The organism is Enterococcus sp. AN402 (genome assembly GCF_040719405.1).
In the GTDB taxonomy this organism is placed as follows: domain Bacteria; phylum Bacillota; class Bacilli; order Lactobacillales; family Enterococcaceae; genus Enterococcus; species Enterococcus faecalis.
This window is the reverse complement of sequence record NZ_JBFDTM010000004.1, coordinates 22,869-42,612: the sequence shown is the minus strand read 5'-3', so window position 1 is coordinate 42,612 and position 19,744 is coordinate 22,869. Positions and strand designations below refer to the sequence as shown.

At 30.1% G+C, this 19,744-nt stretch carries 26 protein-coding genes and 1 pseudogene; 6 read left to right on the top strand and 21 right to left on the bottom strand.

Annotated features, from left to right (window positions below):
- Nucleotides 1–18: 18 nt before the first annotated feature.
- Entirely contained in the window at nt 19–318 is a 300-nt protein-coding gene (locus AB1I62_RS01530) for a hypothetical protein (RefSeq protein ID WP_367019418.1), read from the bottom strand.
- A 433-nt stretch (nt 319–751) separates the two neighbouring features.
- Here AB1I62_RS01530 and AB1I62_RS01525 point away from each other — a divergent pair, with 433 nt between their 5' ends.
- Nucleotides 752–940 (top strand): hypothetical protein, encoded by a 189-nt coding sequence (locus AB1I62_RS01525; RefSeq protein WP_367018958.1) that lies wholly within the window; start codon nt 752–754, stop codon nt 938–940.
- On the opposite strand, the gene AB1I62_RS01520 is transcribed toward AB1I62_RS01525, so the two are convergent.
- From AB1I62_RS01520 to AB1I62_RS01505, 4 genes are all read right to left on the bottom strand, one after another.
- Nucleotides 927–1,088: a hypothetical protein gene (locus AB1I62_RS01520; RefSeq protein WP_002380875.1), complete on the bottom strand. Its 162-nt coding sequence runs from the start codon at nt 1,086–1,088 to the stop codon at nt 927–929. The genes AB1I62_RS01525 and AB1I62_RS01520 overlap by 14 nt on opposite strands.
- A gap of 40 nt (nt 1,089–1,128) precedes the next feature.
- Nucleotides 1,129–1,527 carry a DUF961 family protein gene (locus tag AB1I62_RS01515; RefSeq protein WP_002371435.1) on the bottom strand — a complete coding sequence of 133 codons (399 nt, stop codon included), beginning with the start codon at nt 1,525–1,527 and terminating at the stop codon, nt 1,129–1,131.
- The gene (locus AB1I62_RS01510) at nt 1,527–1,853 is read right to left on the bottom strand and encodes a hypothetical protein (RefSeq protein ID WP_367018957.1); all 327 of its coding nucleotides are present in this window, start codon (nt 1,851–1,853) and stop codon (nt 1,527–1,529) included. The genes AB1I62_RS01515 and AB1I62_RS01510 overlap by 1 nt, the downstream gene beginning before the upstream one ends.
- Before the next feature lie 85 nt (nt 1,854–1,938).
- Nucleotides 1,939–2,190, bottom strand: a complete 252-nt coding sequence (locus AB1I62_RS01505; RefSeq protein ID WP_010777935.1) for a hypothetical protein — start codon at nt 2,188–2,190, stop codon at nt 1,939–1,941.
- Nucleotides 2,191–2,916: 726 nt separating this feature from the next.
- Between AB1I62_RS01505 and AB1I62_RS01500 the strand changes: the two genes are divergently transcribed.
- The 3 genes from AB1I62_RS01500 to AB1I62_RS01490 are packed head-to-tail and all read left to right on the top strand — an operon-like array spanning nt 2,917 to nt 4,324.
- Nucleotides 2,917–3,300, top strand: a complete 384-nt coding sequence (locus AB1I62_RS01500; protein WP_002394275.1) for a helix-turn-helix transcriptional regulator — start codon at nt 2,917–2,919, stop codon at nt 3,298–3,300.
- Nucleotides 3,297–3,950: an ImmA/IrrE family metallo-endopeptidase gene (locus AB1I62_RS01495; protein ID WP_002365229.1), complete on the top strand. Its 654-nt coding sequence runs from the start codon at nt 3,297–3,299 to the stop codon at nt 3,948–3,950. Before AB1I62_RS01500 ends, AB1I62_RS01495 begins: the two co-directional genes overlap by 4 nt.
- Nucleotides 3,951–3,988: 38 nt before the next feature.
- Nucleotides 3,989–4,324, top strand: coding sequence for a helix-turn-helix domain-containing protein (locus AB1I62_RS01490; RefSeq protein ID WP_002399532.1), 336 nt, complete (start codon nt 3,989–3,991; stop codon nt 4,322–4,324).
- A gap of 37 nt (nt 4,325–4,361) precedes the next feature.
- Here the strand turns inward: AB1I62_RS01490 and AB1I62_RS01485 are convergent, their stop codons facing one another.
- The 4 genes from AB1I62_RS01485 to AB1I62_RS01470 form a co-directional block, all read right to left on the bottom strand.
- The gene (locus AB1I62_RS01485; RefSeq protein WP_002365232.1) at nt 4,362–5,693 is read right to left on the bottom strand and encodes an FAD-dependent oxidoreductase; all 1,332 of its coding nucleotides are present in this window, start codon (nt 5,691–5,693) and stop codon (nt 4,362–4,364) included.
- Between the two features lie 98 nt (nt 5,694–5,791).
- Nucleotides 5,792–6,727, bottom strand: coding sequence for an aldo/keto reductase (locus tag AB1I62_RS01480; protein WP_171803825.1), 936 nt, complete (start codon nt 6,725–6,727; stop codon nt 5,792–5,794).
- Nucleotides 6,728–6,741: 14 nt separating this feature from the next.
- Nucleotides 6,742–7,161 carry a MerR family transcriptional regulator gene (locus tag AB1I62_RS01475; RefSeq protein WP_002365234.1) on the bottom strand — a complete coding sequence of 140 codons (420 nt, stop codon included), beginning with the start codon at nt 7,159–7,161 and terminating at the stop codon, nt 6,742–6,744.
- Between the two features lie 16 nt (nt 7,162–7,177).
- A complete protein-coding gene (locus tag AB1I62_RS01470) occupies nt 7,178–7,759 on the bottom strand; it encodes a histidine phosphatase family protein (RefSeq protein ID WP_002380883.1) in 582 nt (193 codons plus the stop codon).
- Between the two features lie 221 nt (nt 7,760–7,980).
- On the opposite strand from AB1I62_RS01470, the gene AB1I62_RS01465 reads away from it, so the two are divergent.
- Together AB1I62_RS01465 and AB1I62_RS01460 are read left to right on the top strand one after the other, a co-directional pair.
- Complete coding sequence (locus tag AB1I62_RS01465) at nt 7,981–8,310, top strand: helix-turn-helix domain-containing protein (protein ID WP_002365236.1); 330 nt, start codon at nt 7,981–7,983, stop codon at nt 8,308–8,310.
- Between the two features lie 78 nt (nt 8,311–8,388).
- Nucleotides 8,389–8,997 (top strand): hypothetical protein, encoded by a 609-nt coding sequence (locus tag AB1I62_RS01460; RefSeq protein ID WP_367018954.1) that lies wholly within the window; start codon nt 8,389–8,391, stop codon nt 8,995–8,997.
- A gap of 128 nt (nt 8,998–9,125) precedes the next feature.
- On the opposite strand, the gene AB1I62_RS01455 is transcribed toward AB1I62_RS01460, so the two are convergent.
- From AB1I62_RS01455 to AB1I62_RS01400, 12 genes and pseudogenes are all read right to left on the bottom strand, one after another.
- Nucleotides 9,126–10,466, bottom strand: a complete 1,341-nt coding sequence (locus AB1I62_RS01455) for an ISL3 family transposase (RefSeq protein WP_127978659.1) — start codon at nt 10,464–10,466, stop codon at nt 9,126–9,128.
- A 199-nt stretch (nt 10,467–10,665) separates the two neighbouring features.
- Nucleotides 10,666–11,715: a hypothetical protein gene (locus AB1I62_RS01450; protein ID WP_002402301.1), complete on the bottom strand. Its 1,050-nt coding sequence runs from the start codon at nt 11,713–11,715 to the stop codon at nt 10,666–10,668.
- A gap of 255 nt (nt 11,716–11,970) precedes the next feature.
- A complete protein-coding gene (locus tag AB1I62_RS01445; protein ID WP_002380886.1) occupies nt 11,971–12,198 on the bottom strand; it encodes a hypothetical protein in 228 nt (75 codons plus the stop codon).
- Between the two features lie 90 nt (nt 12,199–12,288).
- Nucleotides 12,289–12,491 (bottom strand): annotated as a pseudogene (locus AB1I62_RS01440) (cold-shock protein).
- Nucleotides 12,492–13,239: 748 nt separating this feature from the next.
- Nucleotides 13,240–14,037: a GH25 family lysozyme gene (locus AB1I62_RS01435; RefSeq protein ID WP_367018952.1), complete on the bottom strand. Its 798-nt coding sequence runs from the start codon at nt 14,035–14,037 to the stop codon at nt 13,240–13,242.
- Nucleotides 14,038–14,091: 54 nt separating this feature from the next.
- Nucleotides 14,092–14,379: a hypothetical protein gene (locus AB1I62_RS01430; protein WP_367018950.1), complete on the bottom strand. Its 288-nt coding sequence runs from the start codon at nt 14,377–14,379 to the stop codon at nt 14,092–14,094.
- Between the two features lie 530 nt (nt 14,380–14,909).
- Nucleotides 14,910–15,500 carry an ATP-binding cassette domain-containing protein gene (locus tag AB1I62_RS01425; protein WP_367018948.1) on the bottom strand — a complete coding sequence of 197 codons (591 nt, stop codon included), beginning with the start codon at nt 15,498–15,500 and terminating at the stop codon, nt 14,910–14,912.
- Nucleotides 15,487–16,167, bottom strand: a complete 681-nt coding sequence (locus AB1I62_RS01420) for a hypothetical protein (protein WP_002365261.1) — start codon at nt 16,165–16,167, stop codon at nt 15,487–15,489. The genes AB1I62_RS01425 and AB1I62_RS01420 overlap by 14 nt, the downstream gene beginning before the upstream one ends.
- A 12-nt stretch (nt 16,168–16,179) precedes the next feature.
- Nucleotides 16,180–17,223: a YcaO-like family protein gene (locus AB1I62_RS01415; protein WP_367018946.1), complete on the bottom strand. Its 1,044-nt coding sequence runs from the start codon at nt 17,221–17,223 to the stop codon at nt 16,180–16,182.
- Between the two features lie 17 nt (nt 17,224–17,240).
- Nucleotides 17,241–18,218, bottom strand: a complete 978-nt coding sequence (locus AB1I62_RS01410) for a hypothetical protein (protein ID WP_002399541.1) — start codon at nt 18,216–18,218, stop codon at nt 17,241–17,243.
- Nucleotides 18,202–18,858 carry a hypothetical protein gene (locus tag AB1I62_RS01405; RefSeq protein ID WP_367018944.1) on the bottom strand — a complete coding sequence of 219 codons (657 nt, stop codon included), beginning with the start codon at nt 18,856–18,858 and terminating at the stop codon, nt 18,202–18,204. The genes AB1I62_RS01410 and AB1I62_RS01405 overlap by 17 nt, the downstream gene beginning before the upstream one ends.
- Nucleotides 18,851–19,681 (bottom strand): McbB family protein, encoded by an 831-nt coding sequence (locus AB1I62_RS01400; protein WP_002365265.1) that lies wholly within the window; start codon nt 19,679–19,681, stop codon nt 18,851–18,853. Before AB1I62_RS01400 ends, AB1I62_RS01405 begins: the two co-directional genes overlap by 8 nt.
- Nucleotides 19,682–19,744: the final 63 nt, after the last annotated feature.

Sequence of the window (19,744 nt, the reverse complement as noted above, 5' to 3'; positions counted from 1 at the left end):
AGCATTCAAAATTCACAATCAATTCACTTTACTTGTGTATTCCTCAATGAAAGCTCTTTTAGCAAAGTCTTCATGCAGTTTATCATCATATGCTTTAACTAATTGTTCTAAAAAATTATCTAACAAATTTAAAACCGCTTCAGCTTCATCACATTCAAAAAATAAACTATCTAACAATAAAAACTGGATAAGATACTCACTAGTTTCGTTATAAAGCTTTAAATACAATGTACTATAATAATTAAAACTTTGCCACATACGATAAACTCTGATTTTTCTCTCTAAAAACCTCCTATATTTTTCTTGTTTTATTCCCATTCTTTCCGCCAAGTCTAACACTACTTCCCCACCACCTCCTTTCAATTAGTTTCAATAATAAATTTTCTTCAAATTACTAATTTCTTTATGAAGAAAAATAACACTACTCTTCAACCCTCTTTCAACTAACCGATTCATTAAATTCAATCTGCAGCTTTTCAACAATTTTTTTCTTTCTTAACTGGACGTTTCCTTGTTTCATTTAACCTCTCTTCATTTTTTTATTATTAATGTCTATTAACAAATCTTGTTAACACAAATTAATAGTAAAAAGGGCATTCGTTAGAATGCCCTTTACATCTGCTAAACGGTGCTATCGATTCGTCTGAATATAATATTTACTTCCATCATTTCAATTTTCACATCTAGTTAATTTTTTCAGAAATTTCTAGTTCAGTGGTAAAATATTGACAAAAGGAGGTGTCCTATAATAATGCTAAAAACAATTGAAAAAGCATGTGAATTAGACATGCAATCCGTAACAATTATTCTTGCCAACAACCAAAGACTCAAAATTGAAAAATTCCAATCAATTATTGATGATACAATTTTAGAATTTATCAGCTCCAATATTCAATACTACATTCCTGAAAAAAGTATTCTCTATTTTACAACGTCTTAAGTGACACCATTGTTCGTTGCATTTCATGATCTAATTTAATCGAAAGATAATTTAGCGTTACTTTTGCTTGTTCAAAGGTAACGTTGTTTTGTGCCAAAACTTTATATAACTCATCACCTATTTTTTTTAATTCTTCCCTTTTACTCATTAAATCTACCTCAATCTAATATTTATTTTTGCTAATTTGCTTAATTCTTATTTTCTTTTTGTAGTGTAGGTTGCGCTGGTTTAACAGCTCCTACTTTTTTAATACCCACTGCACGGACTTTAAACGCTTGTTCTGTTTGTACATTGTCATTAAAACCTTTGTAAGCATTAAGCCATCCACGAGCTGTTACATTTCCAGTCAACTCGATTTCATCATCATAATTGATATCACTAACGTCATAGCCTGGATCAATCGCAATTTCTACTTGGTCATTTAATTTGCTAGAATAAACCGTTACTCGTTGTTCACGAACATCGTCAGTCACATTTCCTTCACCATCACGTTCATTAATTGCAACTACTTCTAAGAAATTCATCGTACCAAATGTTCCTACTACATCAAAATTTTCAATCGTGTTATTTTCAAATGATAATCCCATTATTTATTACCTCCAACTACTTCTAAACGTTTTGCATAAACTACCATGTCAATTGAGCGACTATTTCCAATGTTATTCCGTTTTACATTGATTCGTGCTACTGGATCAATTAATTTTACTTCTTCACGGCCATTCAACATTTGTGAATTTCGTAAATGAGGAATAAAAATCTCAAAATCACGTTGCTTTTCGCTTGAAGCGGTGAACACACGACCACGAACAGGTGCTCCATTTACATAAATATCACGTTCTGTTTTATAAACAGCTTTAATTTTACTTCCTAAATTTTTATCACTTAATGCGATTTCTTGAATTCTATTTGCCAAAATAATTTCCTTCTTTCACTAATTTTTATACAAAAATAAACAGTCAACCATTGACTGCCTTTCTCTCTTTATGCAATTCTTCTTATTAACTAAAAAACACAACTTGACAAGGTTTATGATAACCTGTCATTTTATATGTTCGTTGTAAAATCTGATTTTTTAATAATCGACTTTCAATTGTTAAGCGTTCCATGTTTGTTAACTTAACCGCACTCTTACCTAACTTCTTACGTTCTAAGTTATAGCTCTTTTCTATATCCGAAATAGAAAAAGCTTTTTTCTGTCGTTTCATACGTTCAACAAACTTCTCAACAAAAAGTAATAACTCTTCTTTCATTTTTATCCTCCTCATTCACTTAATAACAAATTCTGTTCTTCCATTTAAAATAAAAAAGTACAATTACAGTTGTGCTTACTAAAGTTAAGATTGAATTTTTTTTTAATCTTTTTCACGATTAAAAATAAAAACTTAAATTGTATTTCAATTTTAGATTCTTATGTTCATCACAATACATAGAATCATCTTCAATGGCTAGTGACTCTTACATCACATAACGGCACATTAGATAGTATTGTAATATACGGTGTACAGCTCTCCTCCTTTTATTGAGCTTGCATAGATTTTTTTATTCAATCTAGTTCAGCAACTATTTCCAACGTGTCTCACGACATGGTTATTGAAAATAATCTGACAGCTCTGCATTAATCTGTCATCAATATGGCTCTAGTTAAAGATACTACTGCCACCTTGCGTCCCATTCAACGGCTGGTACGCACCACCTCAACAAGACTTACAACATTTAATGAAAACTTCACCCTTGTTTTATCTCGTCAAATACCGTACAATAAAAGTGTCTAAGTTTTATTTTACGGCGTTTACGAAATGGAGATTCATTTTCTTCTCGTGAACGCTTTTTTGTTTATCAAATCGAAAAGTTAAACATTTTGTTTAACTCGTGTTAAGAATATATCTTTTAAAATAAATTGTCAACACTTTTTGTTTAACTTTCTCATTTTTGTACACAAAAAGTTTATAATGTACTTATAAGAGGAGGTAAAACCAGTGCAACCATTAGCAAAAAGACTACAGCTTTTAAGAGAAGAAAAAGAATGGACAAAAACATATGTTGCAAAACAACTAGGCTTAAATAACTTAGGAACCTATGCAAATTGGGAATATGGAACACGTGAACCAGATTCGGAAATGCTATCAAAAATTGCTTCCTTATATGATGTATCTACCGATTTTTTACTAGGTAGAACAGAGGAAAGAATACATCTAAACGACAAGGAAAAAATTGGAAAAAATATCATTTCTCATTTTCGTTTAAATACTTCTGATATGGACATAGAAGATATAGAAGAATTAGAAGAGGAATTAATCGACTTTCAAGATTTTCTTATAAAAAAAGCAAAAGAAAAAAAGGAACGTAACAAAAAAGATTGATTGGACTGTTGTTGGTGGATTTTATTAGTAAAGAACTCTATTTTGAAGCATTTAATTTTTCGAACGAATTAATAAAAGAAGTATCTTACTACTCTTCCAAAAATATTGAACAAGTTAAATGCTTTGATATTGAAAAATATGTAAAAGAAGTTGAAGATGTTGAATTTGTTGAATACACGTTTCAAAAACAACTTAAAAGACGGATGCTTGGTTCAATCTCTAAAGTAGACGATGAAGTCATTATAACAACAAACAAAGAATTAATGTTAGAACGAAAAAATTTCACTAAAATGCATGAGGTTATGCATTACTACATAGATATACCTAAAATTAATAATGCAACTCATACTTTTTCTGATATTCTTTTAAAAAATGGTTACTTGATGGAAGATTTTCCAAAAGAATATCGTGCTAATGTCGGTGCTAGCATGTTAATGGCAAATGACCAAGCATTGTTTTACGCATTAAAAAAATTTTATTCATTCGAAGAAATTGCACAATACTTTTTTATGAGCAAATCTGCATTAAGAAATAGACTCATCGAGCATCTTATGTATGTAAATAACTGTACTTTTGCACACGCTAATACACTTTTTAACAATTATTACTTTCATAAAGAAACTGATATCTACAGATTTATTTTCAATTAGTTTTTATTTTTAATTATTCATAAAAGGAGTGTTACATAATGGATAAAAACGTAGAAAAAAAATGCCCTGTAGAGGCTTTATCTAATATACTTGGAAAAAAGTGGATTCCCCAAATAATAGAATCCCTAAACGGAGGATCTATGCGCTTTGGAGAAATTTGCCGATTGCTTCCGAATAGTTCTCCAAAAATGATCAAACAACAACTAAAACTTTTGGAAGATAATGAGATTGTTAAGAATGAAAAAGAAGTTTTTAATAATACTATTTCGTCCACTTATTATTTGTCTGAAAAGGGAAAAGATTTAGCAACTATTGTTTTACAAATGAAACTATGGGGTCAAAGAGAATTAGATTGTACAAATCTAAAAAATTGAAGTTCATTTCTATGGTTATGAAATGAACTTCAATTTTTTATTTTAGTAAATCATTTAAAGATTCCGACATAGTAGGATGGGTATACACTCTATCACGTAATACTTTATAGTCCATATTAAAATCCATTGCCAACGAAATAAGATTTATTAATTCATGAGATTCTGCACCATATAAAGAAGCTCCCAAAATCTTTTCAGTTTCTGCATCTATTATTACTTTAAAAATTCCTACTGTCTGATCAATAATATGGGCTTTAGGTATAGCTTTTACAGGTAAACTAAAAACTTTATAGTTTACTTTGCTTTTTTCTAGCTCTTTTTCTTTTATTCCAACACTTGAAAAAGGTGGTGTTATAAATACACTGTACGGTATATTACCTCTATTCATAGTATTTCTCTTTTTGTCACCATAAAGATAATCCACTATTATTCTATAATCATCTAAAGAAATATAGGTAAATTGTAGGCCCCCTTTTACATCGCCTATTGCCCAAATATTTTCCACAGATGTTTTTAAAAATTCATCTACAACAATAGCCCCATGACTATCCGTTTTTATATTTGTGTTTTCTAATCCTAAGGCATCTGTATTAGGTTTTCTACCTGTAGCTACAAGCAATTTAGACACTTCTACTTTCTTTATTTTACCAGCTTGAGTATATATTACTTCAGTATAATTATCCTTATCTATGATATGGTTTATAGATACGCCTAACTGAATATCAATTCCCTTATCTAAAAAATCTTTATATATTAATGTTGAGATATCTTCATCTTCTCTAGGTAAAAATTCAGAGCTAGCATCTAAAATACTAACTTTGCTTCCATAAGAATTAAACATTGATGCAAATTCTAACCCAATGTAACCAGCACCTATAATAACTATTTTTTCTGGTGCTATTACTTGTTCCATAGCAGTTGTAGAATCTAAAACATTCTTACTTTTATTTAACCCATCTATAGGTAATTTGATAGCTTTTGAGCCCGTATTAATAAAAATACGTTCACCTTTAACTTGTATTTTCGTATTATCTGTCTTAGTGATTTGTATGATTTTATCTGATAAAAATTTAGCTTTTCCATTTAAAATAGTTATATTCTCTTCCTCAAAAAGGTTATTGTAATTTTTTTCTCTCAGCTTACTTGTCAAACTATTTTTTATTGAATGTGCCGTTGACATATCTACATGTTTTTCTCCATTAATTATTAAAGATTTTGATGGTATACATCCTACATTAATGCATGTCCCTCCATACATTAGTTCAGATTCTTCAATCATCAATACCTCTTCACCACGCATAGCAATTTCTTTTGCTAGTGTTTTCCCTCCCTTTCCAAAACCGATAATTATATTTTTATATTTGTTCATAACAATCACTTCCTTTCTAAAATAATTTTATAAGGTTTTATTAAAGCTAGCAATTAGTTACTTTAAAGTAACCATATGGACCTATCTTTTTAACTCCTTTAATCCACATTAATTTCAGTGTCTAGCATTCTATTCATAAACCATTCCACTTGCTGTGGTGCGTCATGATCAAAGAAAGCAGATTCTTTCATGTCTAAATTCGCTATCTTTTCAATGTCTCCTTTTGAAAGCTCAAAATCAAAAATATCAATGTTTTCAGCCATTCGTTCAGGATGGACTGATTTTGCTAAAGCTACAATCCCTCTTTGCATTAGCCAGCGAAGCACAACTTGACCAATTGACTTGCCATATTGCTCACCGATTTCTTCTAATACTGGATTTTTGAATAGTTCATGGCGGCCTTCTGCAAATGGTGCCCAAGCTTCTATTTGTACTTCATATTTTTCGTGCCATTCCTGATCTTCAATTCGCTGATTCCATGGATTCACTTCAATTTGATTAATTTGAGGTTTTACTTCATTCAATCCAACAAACTCAATCATTTTAGCTGACTTGAAATTTGAAATTCCTATTGCACGCAATTTCCCTGCTTTTTGAGTAGCAACCATTGACCGCCATGCACCATAAATATCTCCATATGGTTGATGAATAAGATAAAGATCAAGATAATCCAATCCCATTACTTTAAGAGAATGTTCAATCGTTTCCTTAGCTTTGCCCTCTGATGCTTGAAGAATAAACAATTTAGAGGTAATAAAAAGTTCATCTCTAGTGACCAGATCTTCATTGATGGCACGTTTGATTCCCTCACCTGTTTCTTTTTCATTTCCGTAAATAGAAGCTGTATCGATCAAACGGTATCCTGCTTTAATGGCTTGATAGACTGCTTCAGCTGTTTCTTCTAATGGAATTTGATACACACCAAATCCCAATTGAGGCATTTCTACACCATTATTCAAAGTAATTGTTTGCATATTGTTTTCCTCCTCTAATTTCTTTACATGTTCTATCCTAAATCTTAGAGTTAAATACATAAAAAGAAAAAAATTTATTTTTTTCGTTCCCATAGTTTTTCGACTTTATCAGGATCCAATTCACCAGCTTTAAATTTTGCAATATGATCCTCATATGTTTCTATCTTGTACACAAGTAATTCTCTTGTTTGTTGCATTTCCTCTAGCTTTTTATCTAATTCTACTAACTGTTCTTTTAAAATATGCTTTTGCGCATCTTCTACATTTTGTTTATCTCTAAGTTGTGCTAAAGTTGAAAATTCAATCAAAGATTCTATAGATAAGCCTGCATTACGAAGATTTTTTACTAAATAAACCCAATTTAAATCTTTAGTTTTATAGTCTCTATATCCGCTACTGTTTCTTGATACAGGAGGTATTATTCCCACTCGTTCATAATATCTTAACGTATCTACTGTTAAATTAAACATTTCTGCTGCCTGTTTTATATTCATTATTGTCTTTACCTCCTTACTCTAAATGTGAAAAATCATGATTAATAATCTCTTCTAAGTAAAACTGATCATTCTCAAAACAAAATTTCATAATACTACAGTTACCAATAGGAGCTTGCGGTGTAATATCACTTAAATGCGCCCACTCTCTTATAAATTGTCTACAAGCTGCTCCATGTGAGACTACTAAAATAGTTTTACCTTGTTCTTTCTGCATAATATTTACTAAGCATTTTGTTACTCTTTTTCTAAACTCTATTTCTTCTTCACCACCATATTGTACAAAAAAATCTCTATAAGGTAATGGTGGATTTAAATATTCATGCTCCGCTTCTAATCTGCCAAAATTCCATTCTTTTAATCCTTTATGCCTCTCATAGTTTATTTCTGTAATTAATTCTAATGTATCTGAAGCTCGTTCAAGAGTAGAAGTGTGTGCACCATCAAATACAATACCGTTTTTTTCAAAAAATTCTTTAGCTATCTTAGCTTGTTCAATTCCTTGTTTTGTTAAAGGAGAATCGCACCATCCTTGAATTTTTTTTTGTTGATTGAACAATGTTTGACCATGTCTCATTAAATAAAGTGTCTTTTTCATCTATCTAACTCCCTACTATCTATTTTTCATCATTATAAACCTTGAAGTTAACTTCAAGGCAACTGATTATGTTTTAAAATATATATCTATAATTTTTCACACAATATTAGCTAAAATAGAAAGTCTATTAATAAAATTTTATTAGATATTTTCGTTGAAATTATCTATAAATTTAATTTATACTATAGATAAATTAAAAATTTTATTCGGAGAACAAAATTATGAAAAAAAATCCACAATTACCTATTTGTGATGTAGAAACAACAGTTAAACTAGTTAATAGTAAATGGAAGGTCTTGATTATCCGGGATTTAATGACTGGTTCCAAAAGAAATAGTGAGTTAAAAAGATCATTGAGTGGAATTTCACAAAAAGTTTTAACAGCTAGTTTAAAGTCAATGATTAAAGATGGCCTTGTTGAACGTATTGATTTTAAAAAAAATCCACCCCATGTCGAATATAAATTAACTAAACTAGGAAATACATTATTACCTGTAATTGAATCTATGAGAGAGTGGGGAGAATTCTACAAAACACAAGTTAACATATAGTTACATTTTTGTACCTACTTCTCATTCTAAAAAAAATAAGCTATCCTTACATTATAGAAAATTAGGGAGCGTGAAAACATGGATATAGAAATGTTTGATTTTGAGCAAGTAAATGTAAATACCAAACTTACTACTTTAAAAAAAGCTATTGTTTTAAGAGTTGTAAAATCAAATAAAATAATGGAGTTTGATGAAAACACCTACGCTAAAGTAACTAATTTTTCTTTTCATAATGGTATAATTGAAGTAAAAATGTTAAGTAGGTTATTGTCGAATGCTCCAAACTTTGCTCGAGGTTTTATCGGTATTGCATTCAGGATAAATGATGATGATTCTAAATTTGAATCTTTTTATATACGCCCTACCAATGGTCATAGCGAAGATCATATAAGAAAGAATAGAGCAGTACAATATTTTTCATACCCTAACTATACCTTTGAATATTTTAGAAATCTTAATATAGCGGATTATGAAGGTCCAGCTGATATTCAGCTTAACGAATGGATTACTTTAAAAGCCATAATTCAAGAATCTAGAGGTGAATTTTATCTAAACAATAATGAAACTCCTTCTTTGGTTGTAGAGAACATGAAACTCGGGGAGGCTGCTTCTGGTAGTATAGGATTGTTCGTTGATATCGGTACAGAAGCGTTTTTTAAAGATTTAAAAATTATAAAATTCGATTAAATAATAACAATTGCATGCAATAAAAAAGTCTGAAAAGCATTAACAATAATGTTCTCAGACTTTTTTTGGCTCTTCGTCAATGAGTGTTGGTGAAGAAATTCAATAGAATAATCGAGATACTCACACGGCTAGACAGCTATCTTGTCTAGCCGTGTTGTTGTTCTGGCTTTAGTCAGTTGGGTAGTATTCTTAGTTTTCTTAAAATATTTTCCTCGATATAAAAAGATTCGTTCTCGGTAGTTTTGAAAGTTTCTAAAGCCATAGGCAATTCGTTTTAGTACTTTGATATGGTTATTCAAACATTCTATAGGGCCGTTGGAATAGGGAACGCGCAACGCTCGTTTGATTTCTGTTTGGTATTTCTTGAAGGTCGTGAACACTGGTTGGTAGTGCTCTGGCAACTCCTTGTAGTCTTCTTTTAGGAGCGCGACGAATTCAGGAACATCTTGTCTTCTGATAACGGAAAGAAAATCCTGGTAGACTTCGTAGCCTCGCTTTAAGGAATCATCATAAGATAATAGCCGATCGACTATCTCTGCTTCTGTCAGATGATCTCGAAATGACGGACGCCAGTAGCGATGCTGACCTTTCAATTCCCACGCATTCTTTTGAAGTAGTCTCCAGTATTTCTTTAAGTGCTTCGACCGACGATCCCCTTTTTTAAAGGTCTTCATTACTTGAATTCGGTGGTTGGTAAAAGCCCGACCAATGTGTTGGCTAATATGAAAGCGATCGGCGACGATTCGGGCATTCGGAAAACACTCTTTCACCAATGTGCGATAAGGTGTATAGAAATCTGAAACCACTAGACGCACTTGTTCACGGACTTTTCTAGGGTAGCGCAAGAAATAGTCGCGTAAAGGATTGAGTTGCCGATTTTCCACAATATCAATCAGTTGATGGGTCTTGCCGTCCATCATGACAAAGCTCATGGCTCCCGAGACGTTTTTCACCGATTTGAATTCATCGAAACACACCACTTCTGGTAACGGCTGGTTCAAAGAAACGGTTTTAGGCCGAAGGCTGCGAAGTATTCGAATGACAGTGGTCGGAGAAATGTGCTTCATACGTGCAATCAAAGACATAGAAATAGGCTCACTTAATAGCTCAAGAATGGCTTGTTTGACTCTGCGGGCGATGGAGCAGCGACGATCACTAACTGAATCTTCTGCTAAAAAAGTCTTTCCACAGTGTTTACATTTGAAGCGCTGTTTGTTAATCCGCAGAATGGTCTTGTAGTTACTGACATCATTCAATAAGATGGATACTTTTTTCCAGCCCCATTTAATGATCGTTTGCTTATTTTGATAGTGACAATGGAAGCATTCCTCTGGTTGATAGGTCAATGTGCCATCAAAAACAAAACATGTTTCGTCATTGATTCGCTCTTTGCGAAAGGCATCTTCATGAAAGATAAGATTTAGGTCTAGAATATCTAGTAACTCTTTGGTAAACTCTGAATAGGACATCTTGAAACACTCCTTTGAATGGTTTTCGTCGACTTTATTCTAAAGGATTTCAAGGTGTCTGTTTGCGTTTATTAGAAAAAAGAAAAAGTATTGGCAACAGAAGGCGTCACCAACACTAGATATTATAGAGCCCTTTTTTTATAAGCAGTTCAAAATATTCATTACATTGATTATTAACACTTAAATTACTTTAATGCTCTTACATTTTATGCTCTCTTTCAGGATTTTTTACTAAGTTAGCCCCTAATAATCCAAATAGGGAAGTAATAATTAAGCCAACGACCATTGCAACAAATCCCCAAATAGATGCTTTAGCTGTCGTGTTTGACGCATCCTCTGCCGCTTGTCTTGCTTCATCGATTGATTCTTTCAAATCATCTTTAGCTTTATCTAAATTAGTACGCGCAGTGTCAATTTGTTTTTGCGCTTCATCACTAGCTGTTTTTAATTCATTGTAAATATTATCTGTTGCTTGTTGTGCTTCTTCTTGAGATAAGTCGCTATTTTTCGCTACAGCATTCGCAATCGCGTTTTTATCTACGGAATCGCCAATTTTTTTCGCTTGGTCTTGTAAAGAATCCGCTGTAGAATCAAAAACCTTATCTGCATTTTCAGGATTTTTTATAATTTCTTTACCAGCATCTTTGATTTTATCAGTCGCTTCACTCATTTGATCTTTTAAATAATCTGGTTGAAGTTCTGGAACATCCGTATCTTTTAAATATTTATTTACATTATTTTGTAGTTCTTGTGTATTGACCGTGCCAATTTCATCAGTTACTTTATCAAAACCTTTTGAGATCGCATCGCCAGTAGTAGAAGCAACTGCCCCAACACTATCCCCTACACCAGAAGCAACATTTCCTAAAAGGGAACCGATTGCTGAAAATGTACTAACAGCTGTATAACTCACTAAAAGCATTACTACAATCATACTTGTTGCCCATGTTAAGAAACCGTGCAATAAACCAATTCTTTTAGCCGCTACACCAGATACAAATCCTGCAGCCATCAGAGATAACACAATAGTAATAATCGTCCAAATAATGAGTCCAGTCCCAACTCCATCTAAAGGGTTACTTGATGTCGGTTTTAAAGTACCGAACCCAATCGCTGATCCAATAAGTCCAAGAGTCATAAAAATAGATAGAAATGTAATTACTCCAGCAAAAACTGATCCCCAAGAAATGTTTGTCCCCGCTTCATCGTCTGTAAAATAAGTTCTGAATCTTGTATTGCTTTTTTTCATTTTATATATCCTCCTAATTTTTATTTACAATAAAATTTTATAGGATGTTATTTATTTATACAAATATTTTGATTTCCTATAATTATAAACTATTATTTAAAAACATTTATTCAATTTGTTTTATGTGATAAATAACCTGTTATAATTTAATAAACTAATTACGCAAAAAAATTATCCAGTATAATTACTAGTTAATACTAGTTTGCATAAAGTTTTTTAGATTTTAATAATTCATTAATTAATAGTAACTATTTATCATTCATGCTTAGATCCATATAATTTGTCATATCCAATCACAATTGTTTCATTTTTTTCTTTATGACCTTTGATGCTGTCCAATTCTATAATTGCTGAATTGGTCAATAAATCTTTTATCTTACCACTTCTTATTTCTTTTCTATACATAAAAGACACATGTTGATTTTCAGAAAATTGTTTACTACTTTCAGAAGGCACACTTGGTTTCCATCCATTAAATCCCATATAATTTCCTCTTTTCTGTAATTTCAAATTCTTTCATACAATAAATATTAAAAAATAACGGATCAAAAATTGATCCGTTATTACTCGTAATTAAGCTTTTGCGATATTAGTGGCTTGTGGCCCACGCGGACCTTCTTCAGTATCAAACGTTACGGTTTGTCCTTCATCTAAAGTTTTAAATCCATCTGTTTGGATAGCTGAAAAATGGGCAAATACATCATTGCCATCTCTTCACCTGTAATAAATCCAAAACCTTTGTCTGCGTTAAACCATTTTACTGTACCATTGTTCATGTATATTTCCTCCTAGTGCACTAAATCATGCAAATTATTGCAAAAAATGTTGAGTGGTAAAAGGAGAAGTATAGTTTTTAGATGTATAACTCAAATTACTTATCAAAATTGATTACTTGTTCACTATAACACATTAATAAGGAATAAACAAAACTAAGTCTTCTTGAAATAATTTAGATAGTACTTAATTCGAATTTATTAAGATTCAATTACATTTAGAAATAAAAGTAACTAATATGAAAATTAATGTTAGAATTTACTTGTATCAGAAAGTAGGTGTTCATATGAATACTAATTTTTTTCCAATAAAAGTTTACTCTTTAAACTACAATCTATATTCTTCACGTTCAAAAGCTTTTTTAACAAAAAAAATAAACAATAATCAAACAGTTGATCCTTTCTATGCCGTTTTAAATTTAAGGGAGATAAAAAATATTGAATTACGTTTATCCATATTAGATATTGATATTGATAAATATAAGAGCCTTGATCACGCAATTAATCGTTGCAAGGAACTCATGTATATGTATAAGTAGTCAAAAAAATTTTATTCACTAATCGAATAGATTTTGCTCTAAAAACACTATTATTTGCCAATAGTGCTTTTATTTTAGACTTCATTTATATTAATGGAATTAACTTTATTCAAATTATAAACAACTAAAATAAAAAGAAGACCAAAAATCGTAAAAAGATTTTCAGTCTTCTTTTTTATGATTTTTAACCCTTATGTCCTAATCTCTTTTATTCACTTAATTGTAAAGCGTCCTAAGTAATCAACGTTGAAATCAAAGTTAATTCCAGGAACAAAATCAAAAGAGCCTTGACTACTCCATTGCCAAGCAGCTGTATCTGTGTGTAGTAAGTTATTAGCACTTGGGTTCGCCGGCCATTCTGCCACCCAACTATTTTCTTTACCTAAAACGTCATATTCCATCCAATTATTATTGAACCAACTAGCGCTAGAATAATGGACAACATTTTTGAAGCCACGTTTTGCTAATTGATCTCTAAAGTAGACAGAAACTTTTGTGGCATCTGCATTAATCATTGGCGTTGTTTCTGCATCATTAACCATGACACTATTTGGGGATATCCCTAATTCTTCTGCGTAATCCGCATAGTAATCGGCTTGATCAATTGCTTCTTGTTGATTTTCAAACCAAGAAAAATGATACGTTGAAACAGTTAGACCTGCTTTTTTGGCATTGGTAATTTGACTAGGGGCTAACGAGTTTTTGTAAGTTGTTCCTTCGGTTAATTTGACAACTACGCCTTTAATTCCCATGTTTTTCATCTTTTGAAATTGTTCTACAGAAATCTCTCCATTATGAGAAGAAATATCAATAAAATCTACTCTCGGAGGTGTTTCGCTGAGGCTACGTTTACTTCTTAACAAGGGTTGGTTGACAGGGTCATTTTGAGCAAAACTTCCTAATTCATAGTTACTCGCCACAATATTTTTTGCTTCTGCTGGAACACTCGTTATAAGACCTCCAAAAGTTACTCCTATTCCTAAAATAAATAACTTAGCTGAACTTTTCATTTAACCATTCCCCTCTTTTTTGTTACATGTTAAATAATTTATAACACTTATAAATTATTTTGCACTTAATAGAACTCTTTCAGAGCCTGTGTTTGTCTTAACATTGATATCATAAACTAATGTTCCGTCTTTTTTTTCTAATCGCCAATCCAATACTCGTGGAGAAATCCCTCCCACCTTATTTTTAGCTTCTTCTAGAACTTTTTTTGTAGATTTAATCCCTTCAATCTCTTTTGCATTAAATGTTTCTTTATTACTCTCTCCACCGCTAGTAATGCTTTCTTTTTTTACTTTTTCATTTTGTGGATTTATATATATTTTTTCAGTCTTGTTAACAAACATATACTCATATTCTTTAGAGCTCTCACCAATTTCAAAGTTAATAGACAGAATTTCTGAATTATTCGTATTTTTTTTGTAAATATTTGCTGCGTCTTCAACAGTTACCTTATAAACAGTTATCTATTAACAATGTAGTGCGCCCCCAAAGTTAGACTAAAAAATCTAACTTTGGGGGCGCACTATGCAATGACTGTTCCTTTTTTTATTATTTTTATTCAACTCCAATATAGAAATTAAAATTAAGATTCCTATTATTTTAATAGAGACTTGACCTCCACAGTTTGCTTGCTTTAATAAAAAGCAAGCACCACTAACACAAAAGCTAGAAATCATTACTTTTTGAACTTAATTACTTTGCAAAAAAACATTGCAAATCAACCAGTACTATCTATACTTTCCAAAAAACTACTATACAAAAACATAATTATTTTATATTTACTATAATTTAAACTACGGTCTGAGCTTATTATAATTCATTCTTTTATCGTAAAACATTAAATATTCTAAAATGATGATACTACTTCTTACAGTTATATTTCAAAAACCTTGCTAACTGATTGTAATACTACTTCATCTTCTTCATGAGTAGTTAAGATAATACCCTTATCTTCTGATATTTTAATATCTATAATTTTATATAACATTTTTTTTCTTTTCTTATCTACAAAAGCAAACGGTTCATCTAAAATATACCATTCTCTTTCTAAAGACATCAAAATAAGAGCATAAAGGAACTTTTTTTCCCCTTCTGAAAGCATTCCCCATTGTTTTTTAAGCAACTTATCAATATCTTCACGCTTAAGAATTTTATCGCTTAATTGATAAAAAGATTGAATACTTTTTTTTCCGTCCAAACCATAACTAAATTTCAGAAAGTCCATTCCTGATAAACGATCAGAAAAATATATGTTTTGATTAATATATATGATACTTTCATTTCCTTTAATTACAGTTCTTTTTGCCTTTTTTACTCCTGAAATGTAATCTAATAGTAAGGTTTTTCCGTTACCATTATCACCAGTAAATAAATTATACTCTTTTAAAATATTCATACTTATTTTTTTATCTACATAAGGAATATTTAAATCCTTTATTTCGATCATAGCTTTACCTTCTTTCATTTGAAATCGGTTCAAATTTAACTATAGAATACATACTAATAAAAACTAAAAATATTGAAAAAGTAACATATTTGAAGACATCCATATTTTTATGTTCAATTAAAACATTAGATAAAATTGACAGAGGGTTATATTTATTTAACTCTATATTCGTATTTAACAATATAAATAAACCAAAAATTAGCATTGTAAATATTGAATTTATAGTATTAGCATGCACTTTTTTTATTAGAGTTAAATTGTAACTAAAAAATGCAACTGGTAAACACGCTATAATAGTAATAAAGCTATATAAAAAAAGACGGAGAAACGATAATGGTAGTAAAATAACCACAATTAAATTAAGTAAGTTTACACTGATAAAGCTAAACATAATTTGCGTCAATAGATTGCCTAAAAAAAATGCCCAAGGTGAATTATTTATTGAAAAAATTGTTTTTAAGCTTCCATATTCCTTTAATTGTAATGCGTAAACTCCTACTCCATAAACATAGGAACAAACAACAATATATACCCACCAATATGCCAATTCCCATTCATTTGTTACACTTCTATAATTCATAAAAAAAGTAATTACAGGTAAGGCTATTGACCACAATAAAGGAATTTTATCTTTCAGTAACATTTTAATATTAAACAATGCATATGATTTAACTGAGATAAACATTTTCACTCCTCCTTACGGAAATGGTAACAGTTCTGAAAAATTTTTTCTTTTTAATTTTAATATATTCTCTACATTTAATATTATTTCTTTCGAAAAATTTCTTGGTGCCATGTTGGGGAACCACTTTGGGTCAAATACCTTCACTACTTTCACATTCTTAGCATGATTATTTTCAAACATTGTAATATACGGATACATATTAAGAGAATTACTTATATTTTTGATAGTAAATGTATGACTAACTTTTTCTATTTTCTCTTCATTATTCAGAATAATAAATTCACTACCTTCAAGATATGCATATAAATCTTTAACTTCTTTCGAGCTCAATCTATCAAAATAGTCATGATAAATGTCCTTATTGTCAATTACTAATCCAGAGACTTGACTAACTTTTCCTTCTTTATATTTTGAATGCGATGTAGCAAAATATTGTAATATTTCTTTTTGTGATTTTATTACTGCTTTTCTTGCTGATTGACTAGTTCCCAAACCCACTGCTTTGTATTTTTCACCATACCCAACGGCAAGTACCACGTAAAGGTTCTTACTTAAAGATATATTATAATATTTGACATTGTCTAAATAATTAGTCAAATATCTGTCTATTTTTTTTATTTCTTCTATCTTATCTATATTTAATTGCTGAGCCTTAGTATGAAACAAGAAGTTAGTAATATAGCTCTGTCTTTCAAAGAATTCTTTATACGCTGTCCATATTAATGGCTTTGATTTTTTATGCGAGGCCATACCAGAAGAATCAACAAAACTATTCTTAAACAAAATCATATCAAGATTAACTTGTTTAATGCTTCCATCAATTAAATTCGTAGCAATAACCGTATGCTCTTTTGGTGAATTTTCGTTGATGAGTGTTTCTCGCTCCAAATACTCTCCTAAAGTTGAAAGAATATGCTGCCTTTTATTCTTTAAATCAACCTCATAGGCTTTGATAGGTCTTTTAGAATATTTTTCTATATATACGTTATAGTGATGTGACATAAATAAATCCTCATTTAAAACAAAATTCACCTTATTTCTTAAAAAACCTTTCAAAAGTATTCTCCTTTCTATCATTGGATAGGACAATCAATAGAATAATCAATTAAATATCTCTTAATAATCTCTTTATCTTTTTGTCTTTCAATGTTTATCTTAATTGGTACAGAATTTAGTAACTGTTTGGATATACATTTTATTGTTTTAACTCCTCTATTTATGTCATCTCCAATTACGGATATCTCAACATGGTTAATCCAATCAGCAGTTTCAATGTATTTCGTAGCTTGTATAGAATCTTTTGTAATAACTTTGTATGTTTCATCCATAAACTTTACTTTTTTTAAAATTTGTTTATGCAATTTATCAGAAAATTTATTTGCTTTTGCTAAGGGATTATTAAAAGTTTGCCACTCTATTCCCTTAGCTTCTTTCAAGGCCAAAATTAGAGATTGTTCCATAGTAATACTACAACATACACCTGAGGTTAGTAATTTCCCTTCTAAAAACCCCATCACGATCACTGTTGAATAATTACTAAGTTCACGAACTACATAAATTTTAAACATATTTGAAATAAAATTATAATCATTAATTAAGTCATGAATTTCTTTATCTTGTTTTAACTTTTCCCCTTTCAAACCATACCAAAAACAAAATACTTCATTTTTCTCAATCAATTCTGTTAGTGCCTTTTGGATTATTACTTCTGAAAGTTTTCCAGATGAAGTTCCTGTCGTATCATTAAATCCAAACTCATGATTTCCATATCCAAATTCTGAATATTTTCTGCTACTTACAATATTTTTTTCTAAATTTACAGAAGAAATAGTTTTATTTGTACTTAATGGTATCCCTAAGAAAAGTCTTTCTAAATATTCATTATAACTTTTAATAAGTGATAACTGTTTATTTTCGTCAACTGAGAAAGCACTACCTGCTGTCGTTCCTTGCTTAATCTTGACACGTGAAAAATTCACATATCCAATATTTATATTTGATAAAAACATATCACTTTTCACACCGTAGGAACTTTTATTCGTGAATATCATTAGTTAACACCTCTAAAATTAAAGCTTCCATTAACAAACATTTTCTCAAGTTTATACCTAATCCATTTGTCAGTTGTTGCTCTGGTACTAGCATTTCGTTTATTATTATGTTTTTTTCTTTACTAATCGCTAATTGACTGCTTTTAGAAACATAACCAATTTCTTTTATACCATTTGTGTACGCCTTTTTTTTATATAAACAAATTGCATCCTCTATGTTTAAAAAAAAAGCTAATACCAGTTTATCATTTACTATTTCTCTAATCTTAGTTACATCAGTTTCATATAGAATCAAAAAATTATTTTTAAAATCAAAAGAATAACAACCAGTATTTACATTCCCTATTTTTTTTGTTATGGCTAGTATTGGCATACTAACTTTATATATAAAGGAAGCATAATTTTTTTTTAAATCACTAACTAACGTTTTTATAAAGACAGGTAACTCATCAAAAGGATATACCGCTAACCTAATATCCGAGTATTTCACATTATAAAGACCTAAAACATCGCTCAATTCATCTAAATTATTCTCTTCTACTTGTTTATTCACTACCCTTTGTTGATATTTTAACGTATCAATTAAATATGCTTCATCTAATAGTACATTCTTATATTCATTCCAATAATAATCACTCATAGCAATCACAATACCCCCAATGATAAGCAATATCTTTTGTAACTAAATGATTATTTAAATCAATAGATAAAACTTCATCTAAGTCACATTTCATTAAATCGCTATCCAAATTCCTCATTATGGTATAAACTATCGTAAAATAATCATCCTTTTGCAACGGGTATTCTATAGCAAAATTTTGTGATTTTGTATAAAGTAAATCTATAATTGTCTGAAAATTAGCTGTATCAGAAGTTATTTCTCCTCTTAATTGGCTTTCTAGTTCAGAAAAAAAACATATTGGACATGGATTGTACCATTCCCTTTTATAGAAATTCGAAAAATAAATATGATGATTATAGCTAAAAATTATTTTAATGACTACATTCTTTTCCTTGGCTATATTTACAATATTTTCATATTCTTTAAAATTGAAAGCCTTTAAAAATACTATAAGCAATTTACCATCCATATTTTTAGATTCTAAGTGGGAAATACTGCTCTGATGACTAATTGTAAATTTTTCGGAAAACACGTAATCGAATAATTCAGAAAATTCAGAATCATCGGTATATACCAAAACCTCATTAACCTTATTATTTTCTATATCTAGCTTTTTAATTAATTTATTTTCTTCTAAAAAGACCAGTACATTATTAATCATGTTGCTCCTAAAATAATTGGATAATAGAGATTCCTCAAAATTTATTACTTCATTTTTTTCTAAATCTTTTAACATTCTAACTAAATTTTTATTAGTAATAATTATCGAAGATAGTTTTGTTTGAAAGAATGTTTCTTTTTCACTAAGATCATGCCATATAAAAGGGTTTACTTTATACATTTTTTCACTCCTTTTTACTTGAGTATGTAAAGAGGTAAGTGCGTCCACTTACCTTATGAAGTT